Origin of the sequence: Shouchella lonarensis (assembly GCF_900096965.1) — a bacterium.
GTDB classification, from domain to species: domain Bacteria; phylum Bacillota; class Bacilli; order Bacillales; family Bacillaceae_D; genus Shouchella; species Shouchella lonarensis.
Genome location: NZ_FMYM01000007.1, coordinates 159435 through 172261, shown reverse-complemented (window position 1 = coordinate 172261; position 12827 = coordinate 159435). Strand labels below are relative to the sequence as shown.

Sequence of the window (12827 nt, the reverse complement as noted above, 5' to 3'; positions counted from 1 at the left end):
CTCCTACGACGTATACTTGTACAATATGAACAAGCACGTTCATTTAGAAGTGTAAGAACGAGAACAATGTTTACACATCGGCGTTTGGAGGTTTAAAGTGAGGCATCGTCTCCATCGCGACCGCTTGTAAAAAAGCGTCCCCACGCTCTTCAAATGTGCGATATTGATCCCAACTTGCACACGCTGGAGAAAGCAAAATAACGTCTCCTTCATTTGAATACTTTAGTGCTTCACGCACCGCTTCTCCAATATTGTTTACGACAACAGCGGTACTGCCTGCCTTTTCTGCAAAAGACGCCAAACGCTTGCGTGTCTCCCCAAAAGCGATCACTGCTTTTACGTGCGCCATACTTGAACGAAGCTCCTCAAAAGAGTGACCGCGATCAAGACCACCCGCGAGCAAAATCGTTGGCTTTGTGAACGAAGAAAGGGCTGCTTGCGTCGCCAACACGTTTGTCGCTTTTGCATCGTTATAAAACGAACGCCCTTCCCATGTCCCCACGAATTGTAAGCGATGCTTCACCCCAGAAAAAGACGTGAGCACCCGGTAAATTTGTGCCGATGTCGCACCAGCTAATTTTGCTGCGGCAACTGCTGCTAACATATTTTCTGTATTATGTTCACCAGGAAGCACCACTTCTGCTAGTGGCATGACTTGTTCTCCACGAAACATAATCATCCCTTCGTGTAAATAGGCACCCGCTTCTTGCTGTTCTTTACGCGAAAAGGGGACTTTTGTTCCACCTAACCTGCTCACTTCTTTTACTACTTGCGTATCATCAGCATTATAAACAAGGTAATCTTCTGCCGTTAAATTTGCAGCGATCTTTGCCTTTGCTGCAATGTAAGCATCTCGGCTCCCATGGTAATCAAGATGGGCATCAAACAAATTAAGCCAAACGGCAATTTTCGGCTTGAAAGCGTCTGTCCCCATTAATTGGAAACTAGACAACTCTAGTACAAGAATATCTTGCTTCGTTGCATTGGCCGCTACTGTAGATGCAACAATACCAATGTTTCCAGCCATACGCGGTGTTCTTCCGCTATCTTTTAACATGTCATTTACAAGTGTTGTCGTCGTCGTTTTCCCATTTGAACCCGTGATTGCAATGACATCCGCTTCAGAAAGCATCGTCGTCAATTCAATCTCTGTCCAAACAGGAAGCCCTTTCTCCAACGCAGTTTTCACAAGCACATTGTCATATCGAATTCCTGGATTTTTAATGACGACGTCTATATCATCTAACAACGATAACGGATGACCACCGCAAACAACCTTCACCCCTAGCGCTTCAAGATCACTCGCTTCAGGATGATCCATTCGTTCTTTTGCATCATTTATCGTGACAACTGCACCCAATTGCACCAGCAATGTTGCACAAGCCGCCCCACTTTTCGCCATACCTAAAACAAGGATTTTCTTTTCTTTCAATTTATCTTGATTTTTTCTCATAAAGACACACCCATATATACACCTATAATTGCAAACACCATACCAATACTCCAAAATGTGACGACCACACGCCACTCTGACCAGCCACATAGCTCATAATGATGGTGAAGCGGACTCATTTTAAACACACGTCTACCTGTCGTTTTAAATGAGATGACTTGAATAATGACAGAAAGTGTTTCAATAACAAATACGCCACCAATAACAATTAACATTAATTCCATCTTTGTTAAAATCGCTATTGCCGCAATGGCACCACCAAGCGCGAGAGAACCCGTATCACCCATAAAAACTTTTGCGGGATGTGCATTAAACACAAGGAACCCTAGAACTGACCCAACAATTGCCGCAGCAAATAAAGCCGTGTCAAATAACTCAACACTCCATGCCAAGATTGCAAACGCACCAAATGCAATCGCACCTGTTCCTGCAAGTAAACCATCTAAGCCATCTGTCAAATTGACAGCATTACTTCCAGCAATGAGCATGACAACAACAAGTACAGCATAAAACCATCCTAATTCAATCATGACAGTTGTCCCGGGGATTGAAATTGTGGTATCAAGCCCAATATAAAGTAATCCAGCATAAAATAAGGCGGCAATCACCAATTGTCCGACGAGTTTTTGCTTCGAGGTAAGTCCTAAATTATGTTTTCGTATGACTTTTAAATAATCATCTAAAAACCCAACTATACCATAACCGAGCGTAACCAATAACAATAACCATAACTCCTCACTAAAAGAGGAGAAAACAAACCCAATGAACAATGTTGTGATGAATACAGCTAAGACAATGACAATCCCACCCATTGTCGGTGTTCCGGTTTTTTTGTGGTGCGATTTTGGTCCTTCTTCGCGAATGCTTTGCCCAAACTTTAATCTCCGTAAAAAAGGGATGAATAGCGGTAACAACAAAACCGCAGCCGCAAACGAGAGAAGGAGAACGAATAAAAGTGTTCGTTCTTCCATTTTAAAAACCTCCTTTGACAGCCGGTAATACTTTTTCAAGCGCAACTGCACGTGAAGCTTTAAGTAATACAACCGTATTTTCTTTTAAATAAGGGGATAAATGCTTTTTGGCTTCGTCTACACTATATACATGGATGCATGTAATGTGCGGTAATGCGCGTAGCGTAAGCGCCTCATGAATCCAGTAACCTTTGTCTCCAACGGTGATTACCGTTGTAATAGGTGCTTCGATGACTTCAGCCACACTTTTATGCAAAGCTTCTTCCGCTTCCCCAAGTTCATAAATTCCACCAAGTACAAGCACACGTTCCTTATACCCCGGTAATGATTTCACTGTCTCGATTGCCGCCTTCATTGATGTTGGGTTCGCATTGTATGCGTCATTAACAATGGTCACACCATTTGGTCCTTGCAATGGTTCTAGTCGCATCCCACTCACTTCTATTATATTCATTTGTTTCTGGATCCTCTCTGTTTCTAATCCTAGTCGTTGCGCTAATGAAATTGCATACGTTACATTTTTAATGTTGTGTTCACCAAGCATGGGAAGAGAGAAGCTCACATTTGAATTGATTTTAAATGTATAACCCGTTTTCAGTGGCGTTATCGCATTGATATACACATCTGCCTGCGAGGCATATCCAACAGTGGTTGCCTCATCTGCATACGCTGTTAACAGCGATTCATCACCATCAATCCATAACCATTTTTCATTTGTAAGACCTGACCGGATGGACATCTTTTCATCCGCAATTCCTGTCCGAGATCCAAAAGCAGCAATATGCGCCTCACCAATATTTGTCACAATCGCCGCATTTGGTGCCGCTAAGCGCGACAAAAACGCAATCTCTCCTGGATGGTTCATCCCTAGCTCAATGACAGCATAATCACAATGACTAGGCATTGAAAGTAACGAGAGCGGAACACCAATGTGGTTATTGAAGTTACCTTTTGTCTTATGAACGACACCCAACGGCTCAAGTAGTGTTGCCACCATATCTTTTGTCGTTGTTTTGCCGTTCGAACCTGTGATACCAATGATAAATGGATTCACATGTTCTCTATACAGTCGGGCAAGGTTTTGTAATGCCTCCGTTGTATCTGTTACATAGTAAACTTGGAAAGTATCGGGAACCTCTCGTGGCAACGCCTCATCTTCCTGCCATAAAGTCGCCGTCGCACCAGCTTCAATCGCGGCATCTAAAAAGGTATGCCCATTAAATCGTTCTCCGCGTAATGGTACGAATAATGACTGCGGTGAGTGATGACGTGTATCGGTGGAAACAGATGCAAACGTACGTGTATCATTTGCTAGACGCTGACGCAGCGCAACTTTTTGAACCAATGTCGCATCTATACTCATTTTAAATACTCCTTTATCGCTTCTCTCGCTTCTAGCCGATCATCAAAATACATACGTTCGTGTCCAATTTCTTGATACGTTTCATGTCCTTTTCCAGCAATGACGATCACATCACCTTTTTTCGCTTGAGAAATGGCATGACGAATGGCCATTCGTCGATCAATCACCACTTCGTATGTGTCATCGCTGTCCGATGCACCTTGCACAATTTGATCCAAAATCTTTTCCGGTGCTTCTGTACGGGGGTTATCTGAAGTAAAAATTGCTCGTGTTGCATAACCTGTCGCAATTTTTCCCATGATAGGGCGCTTCGTTACATCACGATCGCCACCACAACCAATAACAACCGTCACTGCTTGTTTTGTTAACTGTTGTACAGTCATTAATACATTTTTTAAACTGTCGGGTGTATGAGCATAATCGACAATGACCGTAAAGTCTTGACCTTCATCAATCCGCTCAAATCGACCGGCTACCCCACTCACACGAGGCAAACTTTGTTTTATTTGTACAAGTGACAAACCAGAAGCAAGCGCTGCTGCCGTGGTTGCCAATGCATTGTATACATTAAAGCGCCCAATTAATGGTAGCGTGATCGCGACTTTTTCACCAAATGCACAAAGTAAAAATGTCGTCCCACTTGCGGTCACCTGAATCTCTTCCGCTGTGACATGGGCAGGCGCGTCTATACCATACGTAACCACATCTACCGCTGTCATTTTCATTAGTTGATGTGCTGCGGGGTCATCTATGTTTATTACTGCCACCTTCCCATTGTATGTATTGCCTAACTGTGAAAATAACAACCCTTTTGCAAACAAATATTGCTCCATCGTCTCATGATAATCTAAATGATCTCTCGTTAAATTTGTAAACACAGCGACATCAAAATCACATCCATGAACCCGACCTAGGTCAAGGGCATGGGATGATACTTCCATCACAGCTGTTTCAATATTTCTTTCAAGCATTGTTGAAAAACGTTTTTGTAAAATCAGTGACTCTGGTGTTGTATTAGCTGTTTCAAGTGTCTCCTTGCCTATCTTTGTATACAACGTCCCAATTAAGCCTGATGGTTTCCCTGCGTCCTCAAATAATTGCGCGAGCATATGTGATACAGATGTTTTCCCATTCGTACCTGTCACACCAATTAAATGCAGATGCTTCGTAGGCTCATTGTAAAAATGACTTGCTAGACGAGCCATCGCCCGCTTTGTATCGCGAACAACCACGACGGGCACAGACAAAGATAACGGACGCTCTGACACAATTGCCACAGCGCCATTTGCGACTGCTTGTGCTGCATAGTCATGTCCATCAACGGTATACCCCTTTATACAGAAAAACAACGTCCCCTCTCTCACTGAACGTGAATCCATATCCAATCGCGTTACATGTATGTTTTGAGCTTCGGGATCGAGATCATAGACTTCCCTCAATACCCGAAGCAATTGTTGTAATGTCATAATGATGCCTCCAATGCCAGAATACGGAAGTTTGTTGCCAGAAGTCAGGTTTAAGCCTATCAACGAGATCGTTCCCATTCAAATCTGCTTCCTACCTGAATTCTGGTCCCTAACTCCTGATTTCTATAACAACTACATCTATTTTAGTCGTTTCCGGCGATTTTGTCACCCATATAAACACGAATTGTTGCACCTTTTTCAACACGTGTACCTGATTTAGGCGATTGTTGTACAACTGTCTCCCCATCTCCGGACATGTTTAATTGCAACTCATAGTAAGCCTCATTAATTTCTCTCCGCGTAAGTCCTACCAAATCAGGCACTTCAACTAACGGTTCATCAAGCCACGTTAATTCTTTTTCAATTTGGTCTGTCCGCTTTTCAACCCCCATGGCTTCTAAACTATCTCCAATAATCGTGCCACCAATGGGTGCAGCCACTACGCCACCAAACTGTACAGTCCCTTTTGGGTTATCAACTGCCACATACACCACAATTTGTGGATCATCTGCCGGTGCCATCCCAATGAAAGACACGATATGATTGTTCTCTAAGTAGCGCCCATCTTTTGCTTTCTGTGCTGTACCTGTCTTGCCACCAACACGATAACCATCCACAAATGCGCCCTTTCCAGAACCTTTTGCGACAACGTTTTCCATCGCATACCGAATTTGTTCTGACGTCTCAGCAGAAATGACTTGACGCTTCTGCACGGGTGCCATTCGTTCAATCACTTCCCCTGTTTCTCCATTCATCCATGCCCGTGCGAGCTGCGGTTGATACACATAGCCCCCGTTAATCGCCGCCGACACTGCGACGACTTGTTGCAACGGCGTTACTGCGACCCCTTGCCCAAATGACGTTGTTGCTTGCTCTAAAGGCCCGATATTGTCAGGGTGAAACAATATGCCCGTTCCTTCCCCTTGCAAATCAATCCCTGTCTTCTCTCCGAAACCAAAACTTTTGATGTAAGAAAATAACCGCTCTTTCCCTAAACGTTGTCCTAATTCTACAAACCCAGGGTTACAAGAATTTTGTACCACTTCAAGGAATGTTTGCGAACCGTGCCCACCTTTTTTCCAGCACCTTAATTTGCGGCCACCTACTTTCACATGACCAGGGTCATAAAAAGTATCGTGGTCTAAATCAACTAAACCTTCTTCCAATGCCGCCGCAAGTGTAATGAGCTTGAATGTAGAGCCAGGCTCATATTGCATCCAAACTGGTTTATTTTGATTATAAATTTCCGCTGGTACATCCCGATAGTGCTCAGGATTAAAATGAGGGCGGCTGCTCATCGCTAAAATTTCCCCTGTTTTTGGGTTCATTGCAAGTGCGATAACACCATCTGGATCATATTTCGCTTCAGCTAGATCAAGCTCTCGCTCCATAATTGTTTGCACACGACTATCAATTGTCAACATTAAATCTAGCCCATTCATCGGTGCCTCATATTCATCCGCCAAGTTTGGCATCTTTGTCCCTTTTGCAGTCGAAAAAAAGGACACAAACCCTTTTTCGCCCTTTAACCTTTCATCATAATAATGCTCAAGTCCAGTTAATCCCTGATTATCAATACCGGCGAAACCAAGCACGTGAGACAAATAACTGCCAAACGGATAATGACGTTTGGCGTCTTCAGCAATGTAGACCCCCGATAAACCGAGACGCCGCACTTCTTGTGCTTTCTCTTGTGGTAATTTTTGTCCCTCAGGACGTAACCACACGCTAGACGCCTGCTTTGTCAACGCCTCGTATACTTTTTCACGATCCATTTCTAGTACAGATGCCAACTTCTCCACTGATTCAGCCACATCTGTTACTTGACGCGGAAATACAATGACAGACGGCGCACTAACGTTTGTCGCTAATGCGATCCCATTTCGGTCTATGATTTCCCCTCTTTTCGGTTCAAAAGGAATATTTCTTCCCCAAGAGTCTTCCGCTTTTTCTGTCAACCACGCCCCTTGTCCAAATTGAACAAACGCTAAACGTCCAATGATAATACTAAAAACGATCATTCCTACAAAAAGAGCAAGAATGAGCCGCTTCCGTACGGTAATATTTGATACGCGCATAGAGATTCCCTCACTTTCAAACACTAAACGTAGTTTAACGTATGACAAAAATGCTTACGTTAGAACAAGCTTACTCACGTGAAAACATGATAGAACACCTGTCTTTAAAACAGAAAAGAAGGTGCCATGCACCCTCTTTTCTTTATCGTCCTCTTCATAATTTACTTCTCCGTCATTCTTTCTCCACTTTATCTTCTTTTTCTTGCTCTTTTTTCTCTTTCTCTTCTTTTAGCTTCTCCATCTTTTTTTCCAAGTAATGTTTATTATGAAGGACAGCTGGGTCTTGTGGTCGATATTCTCGTGCCTTTTCATTATTCTCATAAGACTTTTCTATATCGCCAAGCTTATCGTAACAAACACATAGTTGGAGATGCGGATACCAAGTTGAAAATGCTGGATAACTAAAGCTCCACTGGTTTTCATCCGGTTTCATTAATACAGCCAATTCATACCAATAGGATGCGTCCTTGAATTGATTTGCTACTTTAAACTTATCTCCTATCCTACTACACGCCTCCGGACGCGGCGTTCTTGAAAAGACAAATGACTGAAACAAAGATTCCAATGCTTTTTGGTTCTCTTTTAATCGTGTATAACAATCAGCCTTATTAATACAAGCATAAAATTTGTCTTCAACCCATCCTTCCTTTAACGCAATACATTTATCATAGGACTCGATCGCTTCTTCAGGATGGCCATTTTCTCGTAACTCATTCCCATAGTAAAAATAATCTCGTGGTGAGAAGCTATCGCCACGCTCAATTTTGTCTTTGTAAATAGATAAATTTCTTCCCGTTGCATGTCTAACACTTTTATGCGTAATACCAATATCAGAGTTAATAATATGTCCGAAGACGTTTAAATAGTTGTGTGCGTCTCCACCCCATTGAAAGTTTTTTTCTCTTTTCACTAAACGATTTCTTCGGTACCTTAACGTCACATTCCCAAATTGATCCATGCCGGCATTGTAAAACATCGATACAGAATCTACGGCTGGGTCTAAGGTCTCTTTTAATTTCTTAAACTTTTCTCTATCCTCTTCCAAGACGACATCGTCTGCATCCAAATATAAAATGTAATCTTTTGTCGCGTACTTAAATGACTCATTTCGTGCGTCAGCAAATCTTCCCGTCCATTCAAAGAAAAAGACGCGGTCTGTGTATTGCTTTGCAATCTCTACCGTCCGATCCGTCGATCCCGTATCAACAATATTAATTTCATCAACGCAGTCTTTAATTGTGTCCAAACACCGTGCTAAAACATCTTCCTCATTTTTTACAATCATACATAAACTTACTGTAATCATAGTAAACCTCCCATCCAATTATATTGTCAGTAGACATTTTATTCTCCTGACAATGGGCACAAACTGCCTCCTTTATGCCGTTATTTTAAATGTTATGGTCTTTAAACAATGGTTATGATTTTTATTTCTCGCGTTCTTTCAATGTGAATGTATGATAATGAAACACACACAAAGGCAAAAAAATGCCTTGCGCACATCTATCACGCAAGGCATCTTAACTGTTTTTATTTAATTGTTGTCATCTTGCTGCTCCACACGCGGTGCAAATGTCGCATACAATACACCATCCTTGAGATGCTGCTTGACTAAATAGCCATGTCCTTCAAAAGACGGTTCAAGCGATAATACTGTGGTCACTTTTAACACATCACGCACAGACCATCCCGTCATATCCGTCATACTCGTTTCTTCTCCATCTGTACGTAGTATCATTCGCTCATGCCGAGCGACATGTTCCCCTACTTGTGGAGACTGCGACACGACCTTGCTGCCCTCTCCAATTACGACTGGCGTCAACCCGTCCTCCTTTAACATCGCTACTGCTTCATCGATCGTCTTTCCCTTCATATCACGTAAGGAAAGAAGTGATTCGGAAGACACTTCTTCTTGTTTATTTTCTTCAGCTGTTGTATGCGCGACAGCACTCTTAATCACTTCATTAAAAATATATGAAACAGGTGCAACACCACCGCCTCCTGCTTCCAAATTTGGCTTTGTCACAGACACATAAACAACGACTTGTGGATCATCATATGGTGCCATTCCAAGGAATGAATACAAATATTGTCCACTTCCTTGCAAGTACTTCCCGTCCTCTACAATTTGTGCTGTTCCGGTTTTCCCCGCTACTTGCAACCCCTCAACATCATACACTTGCCCTGTACCTACTGGCTCAGAAACCACCCCACGCAACAACTTACGAACATGGGCAGCCGTCTCAGCGGAAATGACTTCTCTAACCACTTCTGGTTTTCTTTCATATGTTGTTTTTCCAGACTCATCAACCACTTTTTGAACAACGTATGGCTTCATCATCTTGCCCTCATTTGCAATCGCTGTAAACGCTTGGACAATTTGAATCGGTGTCATAGCAGAGCTTTGACCAAATGACGTCCGTGCCGCGTCCGCCCGGCTTTCAAGTGTTAATCGGCTTGTTCCTTCTTGCGCCATATCAATACCCGTTTGCTCATTAAAACCAAAACGCTGCCAATAAGAAGAAAATGTATCTAGTCCTAATCGTTCCAATACTAACTTCGTCATCAATACATTTGACGAGCGATACACACCTTCCGCAAAGGAAATGTCCCCCCATCCGCCTCGATTGACATCACGAATTGGTGCAGTATGCGCATCAATTTCATATTGCCCTGATCTAAACATTTCTTCGTCGTGAAACACGCCTTCTTCTATTGCAGCAGCGACGGTGAATGCCTTCATCGTTGAACCAGGTTCAACTGTGTCATGTACAGCGTAATTCGAAAAGTTTTCAATATCATGGTACGCGTTCGGATCGAAGCTTGGACGATTGCTCATCGCAAGGATCTCCCCAGTATGTGGGTTAGCGACAATGGCCGTCATCTTTTCAGGCGTGTATACTTCTTCCACATGTGTCATCGCTTGCTCTAATGTCACTTGAATACCTGTATCAATGGTCGTATACAAATCAGATCCATTTTCGGGTAGTTCTATTCTTTCTTTTGCATCAGGTATACCCCGTCCACCACGTGCAAGTTGGTGGTCAATTTTACCATCTTTCGCTTGTAAGACGTCATCAAATTTCGCTTCTAGCCCTAAGCTTGGTATCTCTTCTTGACGACTCTCGTGACCAATAACATGAGAAGCAAACACACCTTTCGCATAGTAGCGCCGTGTCTCTTCTTCAATGACGATCCCAGGTAAACGGAGCGATTCAATTTCTTCTTTTTGTTCATATGTTAATCCTCTTGCTTCTTTTCCTAGCTCGATTTGATATTTGCTGCGGCGCTCCCCGTCTTCTAGCCGTTCACGCAAAAACGCCTCTTCCATCTCGGTCACTTCAGACAATTTTTTTGCTGTTTCTGCAACGTCTTTCACATAATGATTCGGCCCTTGTGCTTGAGACAAAATGGCTGTAATCGCATACGACGGCACTTCCTCTGCAATCACTCCACCATCTCGCGTATGAATCGTTCCACGCTTCCCAGGCAGTATGCGCGCTTCTTGATATTTCGCTTCCGCTAATGCCCTCAAATCTTCGCCATGTACTTCTTTAAAGAATTGGATGTAAAGAATCCTAATAGTAAATACAGAAAAAATGAACCAAAAAACGAGCATTAATATTACCGCTCGTTTATTCGTTACTGCTTGTTTAATTTCCAAGCTCCTCACACTCCCTCGAGTCGCATCATTCTCCCCCTGCGCGTTCCATTCCAAGTCCTTTGGCATGTTCAATAATTCTCTCTGGTGCGCTGAGTTCATCAATTTTCATTTTCAAGCCCGCATTTACCTTCTCTTGCGCATTCATTTCTTGTTGTGTTTCATGAATGGAGACATCCAAGCCATAAATGGTTGCATAGTTATGGACGACCCAACCAAGCAATAAGCAAAGTACGACCGCCATCAAACTTGCGATCATTTTTTCTCCGGGGGTCACTCCTTTACGGTAACGAACAACGTGTTGCTGCTCCCTTACATCATGGTGCTCATGTTGATACTCATACGACTGTTTCGGTGCAATCATTGTGTAATCCCCCCGTTTATCTTTTTTCAATAATCCTTAATTTTGCTGATCTGGCTCGGTTGTTACTAACCAATTCATCCGAACTGGCGACAATGGGTTTCCGTGTCACTAATTTGAATGGCGCTGTCATCTCCTCTGGTATGATCGGGAGACCTCTTGGTACATCAGGTTGCTTTGTTTTTTCTTTAAATACTTGTTTACATAGGCGGTCTTCTAATGAATGGAAAGTAATGACCGCCATACGTCCACCACTTCGTAGCAATGATAAACCATCTGTGAGCGCTTCTTCAAAAGCACCGAGTTCATCATTCACAGCAATGCGAATCGCTTGAAACGTTCTTTTTGCTGGGTGTCCTCCCGTTCTTCTAGCAGGTGCAGGAATTGCGTCCTTAATGACCTCCACAAGCTGTCCAGTTGTTTCGAGTGGTTGCTTGGTGCGAAAAGCTTCAATCTTACGCGCAATTTGCTTAGCAAACTTTTCTTCTCCATACCGAGAGATGATGGATACAAGTTTAGCAAACGGCCACTCATTTACAATCTGTTGCGCGGTAAGTGGTGCCGTCTGATCCATGCGCATATCTAGTGGCGCATCTTGGTGATAACTAAATCCACGGTCAGCCTCATCTAACTGCGGTGAAGACACGCCTAAGTCGAATAAAATGCCATCAACAGCGTGCACATCGTACTTAGCAAGTGACGCTTGTATCCAACGGAAATTGCTGCGAATGAGCGTCACTTTATTCTCATAAGGGGAAAGTCTTTCCTTTGCATGCGCTAACGCCACATCATCTTGGTCAAATGCATATAAATGCCCCCCCTCACCAAGCTGTGCTGCAATCCTTTCACTATGACCTGCACCACCTAACGTACAGTCTACGTAAAGGCCACTTGGTTTCATATGGAGCCCTTTTACGGCCTCCTCCTTTAATACCGTTGTATGCAAAAACATTCAAACACCTTTTTCAGTTAATATTTGAGATTGCGTCACATTACAGGTCAAGGTCAACGAGGTTTTCAGCAATCTCTGCCAGTGCATCCTCTGACTGTACGACATAGTCTTTCCAAAGTGATTTGCTCCACACTTCTAAACGCGTCGATACACCGATGACAACACAATCTTTTTCCAGCTTAGCATATTCTCTTAATGGCGATGGGACATTCAGTCTGCCTTGTTTATCCAATTCGCACTCTGCTGCACCCGAGAAGAAAAACCGCGTAAAAGCTCGGGCATCTTTTTTTGTGAAAGGTAGAGCTTTCAATTGTCCTTCAAGCTTGTCCCATTCCACTTTTGGGTAAATAAATAAGCAGTGATCAAGTCCACGGGTGACAACAAATGAAGGACCAAGGCTGTCTCTAAACTTGGCAGGTACAATCATACGGCCTTTTTCGTCGATCGTATGATGATATTCTCCCAAAAACATCGATCAGCCACCTCCCCCACTTTCTCCCTCTAACTTACCACAAATCACCA

At 43.1% G+C, this 12827-nt stretch carries 10 protein-coding genes; all 10 read right to left on the bottom strand.

The annotated features are described in order from the left end of the window. Positions 1–70: 70 nt before the first annotated feature. The 10 genes from murD to mraZ all read right to left on the bottom strand — a co-directional run bounded on the left by murD (position 71) and on the right by mraZ (position 12777). Positions 71–1453, bottom strand: coding sequence for a UDP-N-acetylmuramoyl-L-alanine--D-glutamate ligase (murD, locus tag BLT29_RS08995; RefSeq protein ID WP_090775978.1), 1383 nt, complete (start codon positions 1451–1453; stop codon positions 71–73). Next, the gene (mraY, locus tag BLT29_RS08990; protein WP_090775977.1) at positions 1450–2424 is read right to left on the bottom strand and encodes a phospho-N-acetylmuramoyl-pentapeptide-transferase; all 975 of its coding nucleotides are present in this window, start codon (positions 2422–2424) and stop codon (positions 1450–1452) included. The genes murD and mraY overlap by 4 nt, the downstream gene beginning before the upstream one ends. A 1-nt stretch (position 2425) precedes the next feature. Next, on the bottom strand, positions 2426–3787 hold the full coding sequence (locus BLT29_RS08985) for a UDP-N-acetylmuramoyl-tripeptide--D-alanyl-D-alanine ligase (RefSeq protein WP_090775976.1): 1362 nt from the start codon (positions 3785–3787) through the stop codon (positions 2426–2428). Further along, positions 3784–5253 carry a UDP-N-acetylmuramoyl-L-alanyl-D-glutamate--2,6-diaminopimelate ligase gene (locus BLT29_RS08980; protein WP_090776014.1) on the bottom strand — a complete coding sequence of 490 codons (1470 nt, stop codon included), beginning with the start codon at positions 5251–5253 and terminating at the stop codon, positions 3784–3786. Before BLT29_RS08980 ends, BLT29_RS08985 begins: the two co-directional genes overlap by 4 nt. Before the next feature lie 143 nt (positions 5254–5396). Then, on the bottom strand, positions 5397–7331 hold the full coding sequence (locus BLT29_RS08975) for a stage V sporulation protein D (protein WP_090775975.1): 1935 nt from the start codon (positions 7329–7331) through the stop codon (positions 5397–5399). Positions 7332–7503: 172 nt separating this feature from the next. Continuing rightward, positions 7504–8637, bottom strand: coding sequence for a glycosyltransferase (locus tag BLT29_RS08970; protein WP_090775974.1), 1134 nt, complete (start codon positions 8635–8637; stop codon positions 7504–7506). Between the two features lie 228 nt (positions 8638–8865). Continuing rightward, positions 8866–10995: a penicillin-binding transpeptidase domain-containing protein gene (locus BLT29_RS08965; protein WP_176763874.1), complete on the bottom strand. Its 2130-nt coding sequence runs from the start codon at positions 10993–10995 to the stop codon at positions 8866–8868. Positions 10996–11020: 25 nt separating this feature from the next. Next, entirely contained in the window at positions 11021–11356 is a 336-nt protein-coding gene (gene ftsL2, locus BLT29_RS08960; protein ID WP_090775972.1) for a cell division protein FtsL, read from the bottom strand. Between the two features lie 16 nt (positions 11357–11372). Further along, positions 11373–12305 (bottom strand): 16S rRNA (cytosine(1402)-N(4))-methyltransferase RsmH, encoded by a 933-nt coding sequence (gene rsmH / locus BLT29_RS08955; RefSeq protein ID WP_090775971.1) that lies wholly within the window; start codon positions 12303–12305, stop codon positions 11373–11375. Between the two features lie 40 nt (positions 12306–12345). Further along, positions 12346–12777, bottom strand: coding sequence for a division/cell wall cluster transcriptional repressor MraZ (mraZ, locus tag BLT29_RS08950; RefSeq protein ID WP_090775970.1), 432 nt, complete (start codon positions 12775–12777; stop codon positions 12346–12348). Between the last annotated feature and the right edge of the window lie 50 nt (positions 12778–12827).